Annotated in this window: 17 protein-coding genes; 3 read left to right on the top strand and 14 right to left on the bottom strand. The window is 67.4% G+C overall.

Annotation, left to right across the window (positions count from 1 at the left end; genetic code table 11):
• Positions 1–19 precede the first annotated feature (19 nt).
• On the bottom strand, positions 20–1888 hold the full coding sequence (gene cobT, locus EU800_RS19400) for a cobaltochelatase subunit CobT (RefSeq protein WP_129634824.1): 1869 nt from the start codon (positions 1886–1888) through the stop codon (positions 20–22).
• 94 nt (positions 1889–1982) lie between these two features.
• Positions 1983–3551, bottom strand: coding sequence for a CYTH and CHAD domain-containing protein (locus tag EU800_RS19395; RefSeq protein ID WP_207209943.1), 1569 nt, complete (start codon positions 3549–3551; stop codon positions 1983–1985).
• 130 nt (positions 3552–3681) lie between these two features.
• Here EU800_RS19395 and EU800_RS19390 point away from each other — a divergent pair, with 130 nt between their 5' ends.
• Positions 3682–3981 carry a PAAR domain-containing protein gene (locus tag EU800_RS19390; protein ID WP_129634822.1) on the top strand — a complete coding sequence of 100 codons (300 nt, stop codon included), beginning with the start codon at positions 3682–3684 and terminating at the stop codon, positions 3979–3981.
• Between the two features lie 45 nt (positions 3982–4026).
• Here the strand turns inward: EU800_RS19390 and EU800_RS19385 are convergent, their stop codons facing one another.
• Complete coding sequence (locus EU800_RS19385) at positions 4027–4653, bottom strand: J domain-containing protein (protein ID WP_129634820.1); 627 nt, start codon at positions 4651–4653, stop codon at positions 4027–4029.
• 109 nt (positions 4654–4762) lie between these two features.
• On the opposite strand from EU800_RS19385, the gene EU800_RS19380 reads away from it, so the two are divergent.
• Entirely contained in the window at positions 4763–5020 is a 258-nt protein-coding gene (locus EU800_RS19380) for a BolA family transcriptional regulator (RefSeq protein ID WP_129634818.1), read from the top strand.
• Between the two features lie 4 nt (positions 5021–5024).
• On the opposite strand, the gene EU800_RS19375 is transcribed toward EU800_RS19380, so the two are convergent.
• The 5 genes from EU800_RS19375 to murB form a co-directional block, all read right to left on the bottom strand.
• A complete protein-coding gene (locus EU800_RS19375) occupies positions 5025–5654 on the bottom strand; it encodes a DUF4177 domain-containing protein (protein ID WP_371685647.1) in 630 nt (209 codons plus the stop codon).
• 205 nt (positions 5655–5859) lie between these two features.
• Complete coding sequence (gene ftsA / locus EU800_RS19370; RefSeq protein ID WP_129634816.1) at positions 5860–7194, bottom strand: cell division protein FtsA; 1335 nt, start codon at positions 7192–7194, stop codon at positions 5860–5862.
• Positions 7191–8069 (bottom strand): cell division protein FtsQ/DivIB, encoded by an 879-nt coding sequence (locus EU800_RS19365; RefSeq protein ID WP_129634814.1) that lies wholly within the window; start codon positions 8067–8069, stop codon positions 7191–7193. Before EU800_RS19365 ends, ftsA begins: the two co-directional genes overlap by 4 nt.
• A complete protein-coding gene (locus EU800_RS19360) occupies positions 8057–8971 on the bottom strand; it encodes a D-alanine--D-alanine ligase (protein ID WP_129634812.1) in 915 nt (304 codons plus the stop codon). The genes EU800_RS19365 and EU800_RS19360 overlap by 13 nt, the downstream gene beginning before the upstream one ends.
• Positions 8972–9067: 96 nt before the next feature.
• Positions 9068–10000, bottom strand: coding sequence for a UDP-N-acetylmuramate dehydrogenase (gene murB, locus EU800_RS19355; RefSeq protein ID WP_129634810.1), 933 nt, complete (start codon positions 9998–10000; stop codon positions 9068–9070).
• A 314-nt stretch (positions 10001–10314) separates the two neighbouring features.
• On the opposite strand from murB, the gene EU800_RS19350 reads away from it, so the two are divergent.
• Positions 10315–10641, top strand: coding sequence for a nuclear transport factor 2 family protein (locus EU800_RS19350; RefSeq protein WP_165354745.1), 327 nt, complete (start codon positions 10315–10317; stop codon positions 10639–10641).
• A 16-nt stretch (positions 10642–10657) separates the two neighbouring features.
• On the opposite strand, the gene EU800_RS19345 is transcribed toward EU800_RS19350, so the two are convergent.
• The 6 genes from EU800_RS19345 to ftsW all read right to left on the bottom strand — a co-directional run bounded on the left by EU800_RS19345 (position 10658) and on the right by ftsW (position 16195).
• The gene (locus tag EU800_RS19345) at positions 10658–11872 is read right to left on the bottom strand and encodes an MFS transporter (protein ID WP_129634806.1); all 1215 of its coding nucleotides are present in this window, start codon (positions 11870–11872) and stop codon (positions 10658–10660) included.
• 84 nt (positions 11873–11956) lie between these two features.
• Positions 11957–12199 (bottom strand): DUF2484 family protein, encoded by a 243-nt coding sequence (locus EU800_RS19340; protein ID WP_129634804.1) that lies wholly within the window; start codon positions 12197–12199, stop codon positions 11957–11959.
• Positions 12196–12447 (bottom strand): DUF2484 family protein, encoded by a 252-nt coding sequence (locus tag EU800_RS19335; protein WP_129634802.1) that lies wholly within the window; start codon positions 12445–12447, stop codon positions 12196–12198. Before EU800_RS19335 ends, EU800_RS19340 begins: the two co-directional genes overlap by 4 nt.
• Before the next feature lie 42 nt (positions 12448–12489).
• Positions 12490–13887 carry a UDP-N-acetylmuramate--L-alanine ligase gene (gene murC / locus EU800_RS19330; protein WP_129634849.1) on the bottom strand — a complete coding sequence of 466 codons (1398 nt, stop codon included), beginning with the start codon at positions 13885–13887 and terminating at the stop codon, positions 12490–12492.
• A gap of 17 nt (positions 13888–13904) precedes the next feature.
• Positions 13905–15029 carry a glycosyltransferase gene (locus tag EU800_RS19325; RefSeq protein WP_129634800.1) on the bottom strand — a complete coding sequence of 375 codons (1125 nt, stop codon included), beginning with the start codon at positions 15027–15029 and terminating at the stop codon, positions 13905–13907.
• Positions 15029–16195 (bottom strand): putative lipid II flippase FtsW, encoded by a 1167-nt coding sequence (ftsW, locus tag EU800_RS19320; RefSeq protein WP_129634798.1) that lies wholly within the window; start codon positions 16193–16195, stop codon positions 15029–15031. The genes EU800_RS19325 and ftsW overlap by 1 nt, the downstream gene beginning before the upstream one ends.
• Between the last annotated feature and the right edge of the window lie 157 nt (positions 16196–16352).

Genomic DNA, 16352 nt, shown 5'->3' with positions numbered 1-16352 from the left:
TTTCCGCAGGATCATCCCGTCAACCGGCCTTGCGCATCCCCGCAAAGCGCGCCCGCGCCCGCGGATCGTTGTCGAAGAGCGACGCGAGCTGCTCGGTGATCGCGCCGGCGAGCTGTTCGACATCGGTGATCGTCACCGCCCGGTCATAGTAGCGCGTCACGTCATGGCCGATGCCGATGGCGATCAGTTCGACCTGCCGGCGCTTCTCGATCATCGCGATCACGTCGCGCAGGTGCTTTTCGAGATAGTTCGCCGGGTTCACCGAGAGCGTGGAATCGTCCACCGGCGCGCCATCGGAGATCACCATCAGGATCTTGCGCGCCTCGGGGCGGACGACCATCCGCTTATGCGCCCATTCCAACGCCTCGCCGTCGATATTCTCCTTCAGCAGCCCCTCTTTCATCATCAGACCGAGATTGTCGCGCGACCGTCTCCAGGGCGCGTCGGCCGACTTGTAGATGATGTGGCGCAGGTCGTTCAGTCGGCCGGGAACCTGCATCCGGCCTTCCTTCAACCATTTCTCGCGGCTCTGCCCGCCCTTCCAGGCGCGTGTCGTGAAGCCGAGGATCTCGACCTTCACCGCGCAGCGTTCCAGCGTCCGCGCCAGCACGTCGGCACAGATCGCCGCGATCGAGATCGGCCGGCCGCGCATCGAACCGGAATTGTCGAGCAGCAGGGTGACCACCGTATCGCGGAACTCGGTGTCCTTCTCGATCTTGAAGGAGAGCGGCGTTGTCGGATTGGCCACCACCCGGGCCAGCCTGCCGGCGTCGAGAATCCCCTCTTCGAGGTCGAATTCCCAGCTCCGGTTCTGTTGCGCCTGGAGCCGCCGCTGCAACTTGTTGGCAAGCCGGGAGACCGCGCCCTTGAGCGGCTCGAGCTGCTTGTCGAGATAATCCCGGAGCCGCTCCAGCTCGGCCGGTTCGGCCAGCTCGGTCGCCTCGATGATCTCGTCGAACTCGGTGGCAAAGACCTCGTAATTCGGATCGGCCTCGGAGACCGGCGCCGGTGCGGGCGGTTCGAGCGGCGCCTCGCCCTCGGGCATCTCCGCCTCGTCGCCCATCTGCTCGTCGGCCGAGTCGTCCATCGAGACCTCGGCCTCGCTGGGGTCGTCCGTCGCTTCCTGGTCCTGTTCGGGCGAACTGTCGTCTTCCCGCCCCTCCTCGTCCTCGTCACCCGTGCTCTCCGGCTCGTCGGGCTCCTCCTCGGCCTCGTCGGGCTGCTCCTCGTCGTCGAGCTCGTCGGGATCGTCGCCGAGCTGGTCGCCATAGCCTAGGTCCTCGATCACCTGCCGTGCGAAGCGCGCGAAGGCGGCCTGGTCCTCAAGGCAGGCATCCAGCTTCGGCAGCGTCTCCATCGCCGAGCCCTCGAGATGCTCGCGCCAGAGATCGAGCACGTTCTGCGCCCCTTCGGGAAGCTCGCGGCCGGTCGCCAGTTGCCGGATCATGTAGCCCGCGGCCACCGCCAGCGGCGCCTCGCTGGCCTTGGTGATCTGGCCATAGCCCTTGCGGCGCGCCTCGGTCTCGATCTTGCTGTCGATGTTGCTCGCCGTGCCCGGCATCACACGCGCGCCAACCGATTCACAGCGCGCCGTCTCCATCGCCTCGTAGAGCTCGATCGCCATCTGGCCCGCTGGCAGGTAGCGCTGGTGGACGCCCGCATCGTGGTAGCGCCGCTTCAGGGCCAGCGCATCCGCCGTGCCGCGCGCCAGCAGAACCTCGTCGCGCGTCATCCGCCGGCTCACCTGCGGCAGCCGCATCTGGTCATTGGTAAGACCCGGCGGGTCCACGGTGAAGACGACACCCATCTCTGGGTCGTCGGCGATCACGCGGGCGGCCTCGGACAGCGCCTTCTTGAAGGGATCGGCCGGGTTGTCGCTCTTGGTCATCTCCCGATCCTCGCTACGGATGTGGCCTTCGTCCCGTAATCGGGGATGCGTGCGGGATTCGCAAGGGGCCGCCCCCCGGAAGGGTCGCGGGGCCCTACGTCCAGAACGGCCCCGTCTCGACAACGCCGTGCCAGAGCGCCTTGGCATGTGACCAGGCGCTTTCCGCCGTCGCCGAGCGCGCGCCGAGCAACCGGCCCACCGCGCGCTGCGCGTCGGCATCCTGTGCACCTGGGCTGTCGGCCTGGCACAGAAGATGCTCGGCCATCGCAAGGTCGTTGAGATCCCCGAAGATGGTCTGGAGCTTCTTCAACCTCTTGACGAAGCGTGCAACTTTCTTGGGCGAATAGAGCGGACCGAGAAACTCGATCGAGTAGCGGAGCTTCTTCAGCTCCTTTCTCAATTCGTGACGCTCGCCGACCGTCAGGTGGTCGATCCCGCGCGCATGCTTAACGCAGGATTTCCAGCGCTTGGCGAGCGCGTTGTCGGCGTGGCTCCGGATCGGTCGCGCCAGGCGCGCGGTCTGCTCGAAATCCTCCGGCGTCAGCCAGCGCCGCGTCTCGATGAAACGTGCAAGGTCGATCTGGAAGCTCTGCACCTCGGCGGAGCGCAGGTAGTCGCGAAGCGTCGCGCGCACCGTCTCGCGCCGCGCTTCGATCGCCGCGCGCAGCGCCGCGAAGCCCTGCTCGTGCGGATGTGCCTCGAACTCGGGGGCAATGATGTCGGCAATCACCACGTCGAGATCGCGCAGCGCGCCCACCCGGGCACCGACCTCCCTGGCCGCCGTGTTGAGGCGCGCCATCTCCGGATGGCCGATCACCGGCCGAAAGATCCCGAAGGCGGCGCGCAGGCGGCGCAGCCCGATCCGGAGTTGGTGCGGCCCCTCGGGCGCATCGGTCGACAGCACCACGTCGACATTGGCCGCGATCTGCTCGAAACATTCGCGCAGCACGTCGCGCGCGGCGATCTCGGAGGTCATCTCGTCGTCGAGCGGGACTTCGCGCGCGGTGCGCGGCTGCGGATCGGTCTCGATCCGGCCGGTTTCGGCCAGCATATAGCCGCGCGTCGATTTCGCTATCGTGGAAAGATGCAGACCTCCCTCGGGAAACAGCGTCTGCGTCAGGTCGTAGAGCGCATCCAGGTCGCCCTCGAAAAGCTCCAGTTCGGCCTCGCTGAAAGGCTCGCTGAGCCCGCCGGCAACGATCTCGCCCGTATCGATGGAAAGCTCCACCCGGGCGCCGCCGTCCAGTTCCAGCAGGCTGGCCGCGCGCTTCATCCGGGTCTCGCAGACCGGCGACAGCTCGGCCCCGCCAATCGCCTCCTCGACCTCGGCCCGGACCGCCTGCACGGGGATGTTCATCAGGTCCAGCCGCCCGCCGGCCGCCGGGGTCTCCACCTCGCGTGCCCGGAGCAATCCGCCATTGATCGTCGCCCCTGCCTTCACTGTCTGGACCCAGCGCCGCCCGTCCTTGCGCAGGCGCAGCGCGATTCCGGCCCGGCGCAGGGCGTGATCGGCGGTGTCATAATAGATGCTATGGAGGGACCGCGTCCGGGGCGCGTGCCGGTTCAGCCCGAGCGCCTTCATCCGCCCCTTCAACCTGCGCACGCCGTCTTCGTCGAGGACGAACTTCAACTCGATTTCGGTCATGGTTGGGATGTAGGACATCGCTACCTGAGATACAAGTAAGTATACGGATACTCGCCCAGCCTCCCCCGGCACCGGCGCTTGAAACCCTCGACGGATCGGCTTCGCCCGGCTAGACTTGCCGCCATAGAAGCCGCCCGAAAGGCAAGGAATGGGTCAGCCAGCTTCCACGATCACGCATATGCATGTCTGCCCGCTGGTTGCGCCGGCCCCCTGCCCGCATGTCGGCGGCCCGATCCTGCCGCCGGGCGTTCCGACCGTGCTGATCTCGGGCATGCCGGCGGCACCGGCGCCGGGGAACATGGCCGTCTGCTGCTGCGTGCCGGACGCCACGGCCAAGGGATCGGCGACCGTGCTCGTCGGCAATCGCATGCAGGTGCGCATGGGAGATACCACCATGCATGGCGGCACGGTGATCGTGGGCGTGCCGACGGTCCTAGTCGGCGGCTGACCACGATCGGCCCACTGCCGCGCCGCGGACCGCCCCCGGTCTCGTCTACTTGAAGTTGCGACTGTCCTTGATCTGGTCCCAGGCCCAGACGACCTCCTGAAGCCTGTCCTCGTCGGACCGGTCGCCGCCGTTCATGTCCGGGTGCAGCACCTTGATCAGCCCCTTGTAGGCCTTTCGCAGTTCCGCCTTGGACCAATGGTCCTTGGCATCGAGGATCTCCAGCGCCTTTCGCTCGGTCGGGGGCAGCCGGCGGCCGCCGCCATTGCCCTTGCCCGGGTTGCGGGTGGCGTTCTCCCCCAGAACCTGATGTGCGTCATCGATGCCGAGCCGCGCCCATGCGCGCTCCTCGGCCGACTGCCTGAAGGGCTTTGTCTCGCGCTCCCAGACCCGGTCCCGGTCGATCTGCCCCTGCAGATCCTCCTCGGTCGTGCCGTCGAAGAAGTTCCATTTCAGGTTGTATTCGCGGACATGGTCCTTGCAGAACCAGAAATAGTCATCGAGCGTGTCGGGCGATTTCGGCGCGCGATACTTTCCCGCCTCCTCGCAGCCGGGATGCTCGCACACGCGCTGCGAGGTCTCGAAGGCGCCAGACATGCCACGCTTGCCGCGGGACCGCTTTTTCTTGTCGCTCTTGACGCGGATATCGAAGCCGAAGGGATCTGGTTTGACCATGGCGCAGGATCCTTTCCTTCAAGAACTGCTCGGAGTCCGGGTTCTTTCCGACTCGGACGCAGGAGTTTAATCTGCCGGGAGGGGATTCGAACAGGGGGTGAGAGGAAAAATGACCGTCACCGAGGAGATCACGCAGAAACTCACCGAGCGCTTTTCGCCGAGCGCGATCGAGGTGATCGACGAGAGCGAGAAGCATCGCGGTCATTCGGGCTTCCGGGAGGGCGGCGAGACCCATTTCCACGTCATGCTGCGCTCGGCGGAGTTCGACGGTCTGAGCCGGGTGGCCCGCCACCGTGCGGTGCATGCCTCTCTCGGGTCTGACCTTGTTGGCCGGATCCACGCGCTGTCGCTCGACCTCGCGCCCTGAGGGTTCAGTCGGACGACGCGTCGCGCGCGGGAGACCGGACAGGCGCCGGACCAAGCTTCGGCGCGTTCGAACTCGACTCGCGATAGGCGGTGAGCGCCGCGGCGGCGGCGGCGGCCGCGGCATCCTTCGGCGAGGTCGGCTGCGGTATCGGCGTCAGCCGAGGCGCAGGAGGCGTGGAACTCTCTTCTGGAGGATGAAAGGCGGCGGGCAATTCGGTGACGCTGAGCGGCGGCGGCGCGTCGCTGGCAGGCCCGGGCTTGGCCGGAGGGGCGGCGGGCGCCGGTGCCGCCGGATGGACGGCGGGCGCTTCGACCGCCGGGGCAGCGACCGGGGCCGGTGCGGGCAGCATCTGTTGCTGCGGGCGCGGCGCAGGAACTGCCACCTGCTCCGCACGTTCGCGGCGGAAGACCAGCATGTTCTGGTAGGTCGTGGTCGTGCCGGTGAGTCCGGAGCGCTCCTCGCAGGGCAACGTGTCGGCGCGGACATAGTCCCAGCCCTGGGCGCCGAGCTCGTTCATCAGAAATTCGAGCGCATTGGCGAACCGCTCCCGCGGTCCCTTCACGCCCTTCCCCTTGCGCCCCTTCTCTGGGGCGGGCACCACCTTGTATTCGTAAACCGGCATTCTGTCGTCCATTCTTCCCGCTGCTCGCCCCGCCGCCCCTTATAGGCAAGCGGCGACGCGCTGCAAAGGGGCGGATGCCATTCCGCATCGCCGGCGGTTCAAGCGCACACGCCCCGCCTTCTCCTGCTCGCGAAATACCCCGCCGCAGGCACGGTCCGAAGGACCGTATCGCGCGTGGAGCACGCGCGCCGCGCGAACAGCCGCGCCCCGCCAGATCTCACCAGTTGTCGCGGAACCACTTCACCGCGCGTTTCAGCGACCGCGCCGGATAGCTCTCGGCCGGTGTGTCGAAATCCCACCACTCGTCCTGCGGATGCGCGGCGAAGAGGCAGAGCCCGACGGCCGAGGCAAAGGCCGGCCCGGTCGCCGCCTGCGGCAGGCCCTGGACGCGCAGCGGCCGGCCGAGGCGGACCTGCTGGCCGAGAATGCGCGTCGCCAGCCCGTCGAGCCCGGGGATCTGGCTGCCGCCGCCGGTGAGCACGATCTGCTGCGCCGGCAGGTGGTCGAACCCCGCGCCGTCGAGCCGCAGGCGCACCTCCTCGAGGATCTCCTCGACCCTGGGGCGCATGATGCCGATCAGCTCGGCGCGGCTCACCGTGCGGCGGTCGCGTTCCCAGTCGCCCGTGTCGCCGCCGATCTCGATCATCTCGCGGTCGTCCATGCCGGTGGCCATGACCCCGCCATAGAAGGTCTTGATCCTCTCGGCGACATTGAGCGGCACCTTCAGCCCCTTGGAGATGTCCTGGGTGATGTGATCGCCGCCGATCCGTACCGAGTCGGAGTAGATCATGTGCTTCTTGATGAAGATCGAGAGCCCGGTCGCGCCGCCGCCGAAATCGAGGCATGCCGCGCCAAGTTCCTGCTCGTCCTCGACCAGCGCCGAGATGCCCGAGACATAGGCGGAGGATGCGAGGCCGGCGAGTTCGAGGTCGCAGCGCTTGATGCAATAGAGCAGGTTCTGGATTGCGGAGGTGTCGACCGTCAGCAGATGCATGTCGACGGCCAGGGAATTGCCCATCTGGCCACGCGGATCTGATAGGCCGGAGCGGTGGTCGATGGCGAAATTGACCGGCTGGGCGTGCAGCACCTCTCGGTCGCGGCCGTAATCGGGCACGTCGCAGGCCGCGAGCACGCGGGCAACATCGTTCTCGCTGACCACGCTGTCGGCAAGCTCGATGCGGCCCTCGAGCCCGTAGCTCCTCGGCCGCGCCCCGGCCATGCACGCGATGACATGGTCGACGCGGACATTGGCCATCTTCTGTGCCGCCTGCACGGCAGTGCGGATCGCGCGTTCAGTCTCACCCATGGCGTCGATCTCGCCGAAGGCCACGCCGCGCGACCGAGTGGTCGCCGCGCCGATTACCCGGAAGCTCGACTGGCCGGCCAGCGAGCCGACTCCATCCCGGCCGAGAAACCGGTCCGAGCCGTCGAAGCGCAGCACGAGGCAGCCGATCTTCGATGTGCCGACATCGAGGATCGCGATCACGCCGCGTTCCATGGCCTGCCGGCGCATCCGCCGCATCGCACGCTGTGTCTGATACAGCTCCGTCATTGGGAAAAACCTCCGGACGCCTGGTCTCTTACGTTCCGCAACTCATGGACCGCGTTGCTGTTGAGCCGCACCGTGGGACGGCGCGGGCTTCGGAAATCGACGATGGTGATGTCGCGCGTGAGCATGTCGCGGCCCTTGTCGAGCGCGATCAGACGCTCCAGCGCCGCGACCGGCCCGTCCTCGGGCAGCAACAGGCGCTGATCGCGATCTAGAACGACGTCCCAACGCCGCTCGCCCATGCGCACGAGCCCGCGCAGGCGGTCCTTGAGGGGTGCCGCGGCAGCAAAGAGTTCGAGCGCCTCGGGGATCGCCCGTTCGGCGCCCGCACCGGCCACAATCGGCAGGTCGGGCCAGTCGGCGCGCAGCGAGGCGCCGGCAACCATGTGGCCCTCGGCGTCGAGCAGGCTGAGCCCGCCGGCGCTGCGCCAGAGGATGGCCGGGACGCGTTCGGTGATCTCGACGGCCAGCACGCCGCCGGGGCGCAGGCGCAGCCTTGCACTCTCCACCGCATTGAACCGCTCGACCGTCGCGCGCATGGCGCCCAGGTCCATTTCGAAGCTCGACATCGGCAGACGCAGCGCCAGTTCCGCGCGCACCGCCTCGGCCAGTTCCGGCGCAGCGCCCTCGATGGACATCAGCTGGACCATGAATTCGGGGCGTTCCTCGAAGGCTTCTCGGGCCTCGCTCACGGCGTCGGTGATCTGTTCCACGCGGGCGGGATCGGAAGCATACCAGCCGGCGCCGCCGGCGATCAGCACCAGCGGCAGGCCGATCCGCATGATGCGGCGGTAGAACGGAGTCAGCCACCAGCGGTGGATCCGGTAGGAGAGGCGCGAGGGCGCCGGATCGTGCGCTGGCTGCGTCACCGGTTGCATGAGGCATCCTCCACAAGCCAGCGGCACAGCGCACCGAACGAGATCCCGCAGGCGGCGGCCTGTTCCGGAGAGAGCGAGGTCGGCGTCATGCCCGGCTGGGTATTGGTCTCGAGCAGGATCAGCCCGTCGAGCCCGCTTGCCTCGTCCCAGCGGAAATCGGTGCGCGAGAGGCCGCGGCAGCCGAGCGCGTCATGGGCGCGGAGCGCATAGTCGAGGCAGGCGTCGAAGACGTCCTTCGGAAGGTCTGCCGGGCAGACGTGGCGCGAGCCGCCAGGCTTGTATTTCGCGTCGTAGTCGTACCAGCCGTCGGTGAGAATGTCGGTGACGGTCAGGGCGCGGTCACCCATGACCGTGGTAGTCAGCTCGCGGCCCGGAGCGAATTTCTCCACCATGACCACCTCGGGCATGTCGTCGGCGAGCTGCGGCGGGCCGTTGGCGGCCTCGTGGACGAGGTAGACACCGACCGAGGAGCCTTCGTTGTTTGGCTTCACGACATAGGGCGGCGCCATGACGTGGCGCGCGCGCACCTCGGCGGCACAGGCAAGCCGGCTCTCGACCACCGGCAGACCGGCGGCCCTGTAGGCCTCCTTCGTGCGCTGCTTGTCGAGCGCCAGCGCAGAGGTAAGAACCCCGGAATGGGTGTAGGGGATGCGCAGCCATTCAAGCAGGCCCTGCACGCAGCCATCCTCGCCCCAGCGACCGTGCAGCGCGTTGAAGGCGACATCCGGCCGCAGGTCTGCAAGGCGCTGCGCGAGGTCCGGACCCGCGTCCAGCTCCACCACGTCATATCCCTCGCCCCGCAAAGCGGCGGCGCATTCACGCCCCGTCGACAGCGAAACCTCGCGTTCCGCCGAGGGCCCTCCGAGGAGGACCGCCACTTTCGGGGATGCCCTGCTCGACATTCCCGCCTCGATCCGGGCCTTCGGCCCAATTATTCACGTGAAATCCGCTCGTTGCGGGAGTTCACTGCCCATTTGGCCGGCATGTTGGAGCCGGCATCATTGCGGAGCCGGTTCACCGACCCTCATGATTTCCCACTCTAGCTCTATTCCGCTGATTTGGTAAACCTTTTTCCTGACCTCCTCGCCCAGTCCCTCGAGGTCCGCGGCGGTCGCATTTCCGGCGTTCACGAGGAAATTCGAGTGCTTTTCGGACATCTGGGCGCCGCCGCGCCGGGCACCGCGCATCCCGGCGTCGTCGATCACCTTCCAGGCCTTGAGTTCATGCGTGTCGTCGGCCGCGCCGGTGGAACTGTAGCCGACCGGGTTCCGGAAAGTGGAGCCGGCGGTGCGGTCCCTGGTCGGCTGCGTGGCGTCGCGGCGGGCAAGCTGGTGCTGCATCTTCTCTGCGAGTTCGTCCGGATCTCCGGGCGCAGCGCGGAAGCGGGCAGAAGTAATGACACAGCCCGGCGGCAGGCACGTTGAGCGATACGCGAACTCAAGCGTCTCGGGCGTAAGCCGGAGCACGGAGCCGTCGCGGGCGACCGCCTCGGCCTCGATCAGGTGGTCGGCGACATAGGAGCCGTAGCAGCCGGCATTCATCCGCACCGCCCCGCCAATCGCGCCGGGGATGGTACGCAGGAAGGTGAGATCAAGCCCTGCCTCGGCAGCCTTGCGCGCGACATGGGCGTCGAGCGCGGCGGCGCCGGCGGTGATCTCGCCCGCGTTGCAGTCGATTGCATTGAAGCCGCGCCCGAGCCGGATCACGACGCCGCGGATGCCGCCGTCGCGCACGATGAGGTTGGAGCCGACGCCCATCGGGAAGACAGGAATCTCGGGATCGAGCTCTGCGAGAAAATGGCCGAGGTCGTCTCGGTCGGCGGGCTGGAAGAGCCAGTCGGCCGGGCCGCCGACGCGCAGCCAGGTAAGGCTGTCGAGCGGGCGGTCGGGCGTGAGCGTGCCGCGGATCTCGATCTGATCGGGCGTGGCCATTGGTAGCCTCCTCGCTGGGGTCCGAGGCTGCCTGATAGCGGAGGCGAGGTGCGGGTGTCGAGGGGCAGCGGGCGGTCGGACATGCGCGCGAGGCCCTTCGCGCGATCAAAGGGCGCCGGACCGGAGTGATCAGGATTCGTTGAAATTGCCGTTACGTCACCCCGCTCACGGTAGCATGGTGGATGTCGGGTGCGCGACCCGAGCTTCCGCAGGAGGAAAGTGTGACGAGGATTCCGATGCGTGCCGCTACGGCCCTGGCCGTCGCGTCGACGACGCTCTATGCCGCATCGGACGACAGGGCGACGTAGGATGTGGTGAGGACCCATCTCCGTGCCTTCGGCGCCCTCGACATAGATGCCCTGCTCGCGACCTACAGCGACGATGCGGAAGTTGTCACGCCGGCGCGTGTCTTCACCGGGCCGGCGGAAATCCGGGAGTTCCTTGAGCCCCTGGTCGCCGAGTTCTCGCAGGACGGGATCTCGATGGAGACCGAGACGATCATGATCGGAAACGACACCGGATTTGTCGTCTGGCACGCGGAGTCTCCCGACAATGTCTACGACTATGCAGCGGAGACCTATTTCGTCGACGATGGCAAGATCGTCAGCCATTCCTATGCTGCGAAGGTCACACCCAAGTAAGGTGCCAGCGCGGGCTCTATCTCACCGCGGCAATCGGCGTGGCGGCGCGGTCAAGCGCCAGCCGGGTGAGCGCCGCCGCCCCCAGGCCGGCAGCAAGAAATCCGGCGGAAAGGCTCAGCGTGCTGCCGTCGTAGAAAGCCCCAAGGGCGATGGCAAAGACCGTCGCGACGAGGCTCGATCCCGACGCGATCAGCGAGGCGCCATATCCGGCCACCTCGCCGAGCGTGAGCATGGCCAGCGCGTTCATGTTGCCAAACAGGACGCCGATCGAAAAGAAGGCCAGGAACCCCAACCCCATGAAGACGGCGAATGGCGGCGGTCCGCCCGAGACCCAGGTCTCGCAGAGAAGGAGGAACCCCGACGCCGCGAGGCCGAGGAAGGCCGGGCGGATCATCCTCTCCATGCCAGCCCGGCGCACCAGCCTGCCGTTCACATAGGATGCGATCCCGATGCCGGAGGCGAGGATGGCGAACCAGAGCGGAAAGCTCTCCCTGATCCCGAAACCGTCATCGAAGAGCTGCGCGGCCGTGCTGAGATAGAGAAGCTGCGCGCCGAAGACGAGCCCGGTCGCCACGATCAGGAGCCCGACACGGCGGTCCGATCCGATGCGCAGGCAGTTGAGCCATATGAGCTTCGGGCGAAATGGGATTCGCCGCTCCGGCGGCAGCGTCTCGGGGTGTTTCAGGACCATTGCCAGGCCAAGCAAGGTGGCCATGACGAGATAGAGAACGAAGATCGCCCGCCAGCCGCCGAGCGCAATAAGGGCCTGCCCGAGCATCGGAGCGGCCATCGGGACAAGGATGAAGAGCGTGAACATGAAGGACATGACCCGCGCCATCACCGCGCCTTCGAACTGGTCGCGGATCATTGCGCGGGTCGCGATCTTTGGTCCCGCCACGCCGATGCCCTGGATGATGCGCCCGGCGATCAGGACCTCCAGCCGTCCCGCCGACAGCGCGATCAGCGTGCCGAGCCCGTAGATACCGATGCCGAGCGCCAGCGCCCTCTTCCGGCCGAGCGCATCGGCGAGCGGTCCGATCAGAAGCTCGCCAAAGGCCATTCCGAAGATGAAGAGCGAGATCACATGCTGCGTCGACAGCGGCGGCGCGGGCGCCATCGTGGCACCGATGATCTGCAACCCGGGTAAAAGCGCGTCGATGCTCAACGCCGTCAGCGATGTCAGCAGCGCATAGAAGAGGATGCGCCAGCGGGAAAGTCCTGTGGAGTCCATCGCTCCGGCTCGTCGTAGCGGCCCGGGCGTCATAGGCCGGAACCGCCCGCCGTGAAAGGCACGTTTCGCATCGCCCTTCCGCTCTCAGACCCTCCGCCGGACCCACCGCCAGAGATGGATCAGCGGCCAGCGCAGGATCGAGGCACCGGCGAGAAAGACCAGAAGGCCCACGACCGGCCCGTTCTGGTAGGTGACATAGCCGAGGAGCGGGATGCCGGTGGCGATGAGGGCATAGGCCTGTGGCCAATGATTGCGCCGCGAGGGAATCAACGCCATCACGGTCGCCGCGACGACCCAGAGGCAGGCAAGGACGAGCGAGAGAGTCACGGGCCCGACTCCCCGCGGCCTCCGAGCGCCCACAGCGCGAGCGCGCGCAGGGGCTTGCGGAACATCGAGGCAAAGGCCGCCGTCACGAGAAGCAGCGGCAGCCAGCCATAGGCCACACCGATCTTCCAGATCAGGACAGGCGCGCTGAGCAACAAGAGGAAACCCGGCAGATACTGGTAGCGCATCGGCATCAGGGCGGTGGCCGTTCCGACCAGCACCCAGAGACATCCGAGGACCAGAACGTTCATCGCGACTCTACCCGGGCCAGCCTGCGAGAGTGGCAGCGTTGGTCATCCCCTCAGGCGCTCCGGCAGGGCATTGGCCCAGGCACTGATCGTGCCTGCGCCGAGGCAGACCACCATATCGCCCGGCTGCGTCTGTTCGCGCACGAGCCGCTCGAGATCGTCCTCGGAGAGCAGCGCGCGGGCGTGGCGGTGGCCGTGGCGGATGAGGCCGGCCACGAGGCTGTCGCGATCGGCTCCTTCGATCGGCTCTTCACCGGCGGCAAAGACCTCGGCGATGGCCACCACGTCCGCCTCGTTGAAGCAGGAGCAGAAATCGTCGAAGAGATTGTGCAGGCGCGAATAGCGGTGCGGCTGGTGCACCGCGATCACCCGGCCCTCCGACGCCTGGCGCGCCGCCTTTAGAACCGCGGCGATCTCCACCGGGTGGTGGCCGTAATCGTCGATGATGGTCACGCCGTTCACTTCGCCGACCTTCGTGAATCGACGGTTCACGCCGCCGAAACCCGCCAGCGCGTCGCGGATCTCGTCGGCCTTCATGCCGAGATGGCGCGCTACGGCCACGGCGGCAAGTGCGTTGGACACGTTATGGTCCCCCGGCATTGGAAGGGTGCAGCCCTCGATCACCATCTCGTCGTTCCGCAGGACGATGTCGAAATGCGCCACGCCGGCCTTGTAGGTGAGGTTCACCGCGCGCACATCGGCCTGGGCGTTGAAGCCATAGGTGACGACGCGGCGATCGGTGATCCGGCCGACCAGCGCCTGCACCTCGGGATGGTCGGTGCAGCAGATCGCGAGACCGTAGAAGGGGATGTTCTCGACAAAGGTCTTAAAGCCCTGGCGGAGCGCCTCGATCGTGCCCCAGTGCTCCATGTGCTCGGGGTCGATATTGGTGATGATGGCGATGGTGGCGGGCAGGCGGTTGAACGTGCCGTCGCTCTCGTCGGCCTCGACGACCATCCACTCGCCCTGCCCCGCCCTCGCGTTGGAGCCATAGGCGTGGATGATGCCGCCGTTGATGACCGTGGGGTCGATGCCGCCGGCATCGAGAAGGGTGGCGACCATGGTCGTCGTCGTGGTCTTGCCGTGGGTGCCGGCGATCGCGACGTTGGACTTGAGGCGCATGAGTTCGGCCAGCATCTCCGCGCGGCGCACCACCGGCAGGCCGCGGGCGCGGGCGCCATCGAGTTCCGGGTTGCCCGGCTTGATGGCAGAGGAGATGACAACGACTTCGGCGCCCTCGAGATTGTCCTCCTGCTGGCCGATGAAGATCCGCGCGCCGAGGCTCTTGAGGCGCTCGGTGATCTTCGACTCCTTCAGGTCGGAGCCCTGTACGGAGTAGCCATGGGTCAGCAGCACCTCGGCGATGCCGGACATGCCGATGCCACCGATGCCGACGAAATGGATCGGTCCCACATCGGTGGGAAGCTTGGTCACCGCGTTCATCATCGTGCTCCCGTCCATCATCGCTGCTCTCCTTCGGGCCTCGGGGTCACGCCGGACAGTTCTTCGACCATCTCGACCAGTTTCTCGGTTGCGTCCGGACGCCCCTCGGCCAGCGCGTTTCGCGCCATCCGGGACGCGGCCTCGGGGTTTTCCAGGATCGCGCGTATCTGCTCCGAAAGCGTCTCGACATCAAGCTGTGATTCCGGGATCACCACGGCCGCCTCGGCCTGCGCGAGCCCCCGCGCATTGGCGGTCTGGTGGTCGCCCGCAGCGACCGCATAGGGCACCAGGATCGACGGCCGGCCGATGACCGAGATATCAGCGACCGAGGAGGCGCCAGCGCGCGAGATCACAAGCTGCGCCTCCGAGAGGCGGCGCGGAATGTCGGTGAAGAAGGGTTCGACCTCGGCGTCGATGGCGTGCTCGGCGTAATAGGTGGCGACACGCTCTTCGTCTTCGCCGCGCGCCTGGTGAGCGACGCGGAGCCGGGCGAGCATCTCCATCGGCAGGGCGGCGATGGCAGGCGGCACGACGTCGGAGAGGATCCGCGCGCCCTGGCTGCCGCCAATGACCACCAGCGACATCGGGTAGTCGCCGGGCGGGATGTAGCCCGCACCGGCGCGCTCCATCACCGCGCCGCGCACCGGGTTGCCGGAGGGCACGCCCTCGACGCCGTCGGGCAGGTCGGTGGGCCAGGTGCCGCACGCGACCCTGTCCACCCGCTTCGAAAAGATCCGGTTGGTCCTGCCCAGCACGCCGTTCTGCTCGTGGATCATCCGCGGGACGCGCAGGATCCAGGCCGCCGACATCGCCGGGATGGTCGGGTAGCCACCGAAGCCGACGACGATGGACGGCCGGTTGAAAAGCATGCGGATCATCGCGCCGGCGATGCCACCGAGGATGCGGAACGGCACCAGCGCTCTGGCGAGCGCGCCGCCGCGGGCAAACGTGGCGGAGGCGACCTGCTGGATCTCCACCGCCTCCGGGAAACCGCCGGCATAGCGCGCGCCGCGCGCGTCGGTCGAGAGCCGCACGCGCCAGCCGCGGGCCAGCAAAGCCTCGGCCAGCGCCTGGGCCGGGAACATGTGGCCGCCAGTGCCGCCGGCGGCGATGATGGCCAGGGGCAGCGTCGGCGTCGCCATCAATGCCCCCTGCGCTGGAAGATGTCGGCGATCTCGCCCTGCGGGCGGCTGCGCGTGAAGGCGAGCAGCATGCCGACGGCGATCCCTCCGGCGATCAGCGAAGAGCCGCCATAGGAAACGAAGGGCAGCGTCATGCCCTTTGCCGGCAGCAGGCGCACCGCCACGCCCATGTTGATCATCGCCTGCACGCCGAACATGCAGGCGAGCCCGGTGCCGGCAAGGCGGATGAACGGGTCGCGCTCGCGGGTGAGACGGTAGAGCGAGCGCAGCACGACGATCGAATAGAGCAGGATGATGGCGAGGACGAGGACGAGGCCGTATTCCTCCGCCGCCACCGCGATGATGAAATCGGTGTGGGCATCCGGCAGCGACCATTTCACCTGGCCCTCGCCCACGCCGACGCCGAAGAATCCGCCTTCCTGAATCGCGTTGGTGGCATAGCCGAGCTGGGTGCGCGGGTCGAGTTCGGGGGTCAGAAAGCCATCGATGCGGCGGGCGAAGTGATCCGAGGCGTTGTAGGCGAAGACGCCAAGCCCGACGACCCCGCCGGCGATGCCGACAAGCAGCACGATCGGCGCGCCGGCAACGAAATACATCACCCCCCAGGCGAAGAGCGTCAGCGCGGCCTGGCCGAAATCGGGCTGCATGGCCAGCAGGCCGACGATGATGCAGACAAGGCCGAAGGAGAGCGTCTTGCCCGGCGGTCCGCCAATCTCGTGGCTCGCGGCCATCATCCAGGCGGCGGTGACCACGAAGGCGGGCTTGAGGAACTCGGACGGCTGGATGGACGCAAATCCCAGCGAGTACCAGCGCACCGCGCCCTTGCCGAAATCGGTTCCGAGGAAGGGCAGCAGTGCGAGCGAGATCAGCGCCAGGAGAAAGGCGATGACGGCAAGGCGGCGCACCAGCGCCGGCGACATCATCGACGTGAAGAGCATGGCCACGATAGCGAGCCCGCCGAAGAATACCTGCCGCTCGACATAGTGGAAGGAGGCAAGCCCGTTGCGTGCGGCCAGCGGCGGCGAGGCGGCAAGCCCGAGCAGCAGGCCGATGCCGAAGAGCAACAGGATCGCGGACATCGTCCACTTGTCGACTGTGCGCCACCACCGGGGAAGGACCGGATCGCCACCCCGCGCGGGCGCGGTGCCATAGACCATTTCCGTCATGGATTTACCGCTGCTCTGCCTCTTGCCGCCCGGTTTTCCGGGTCTCGCGGCGATCTTACGCGGATGAACCGCGTTTTTCCAGAAGAATGACACAGCGGCCGGGATTTAGCCGGTGCGCGCCGGGGCTTGACCCCGGCCACTGCGCCCGGCAGGTGCG

The sequence above is a fragment of the Tropicimonas sp. IMCC6043 genome (assembly GCF_004146235.1).
In the GTDB taxonomy this organism is placed as follows: Bacteria; Pseudomonadota; Alphaproteobacteria; order Rhodobacterales; family Rhodobacteraceae; genus Tropicimonas.
This window is presented reverse-complemented; position numbering and strand designations above follow the sequence as displayed.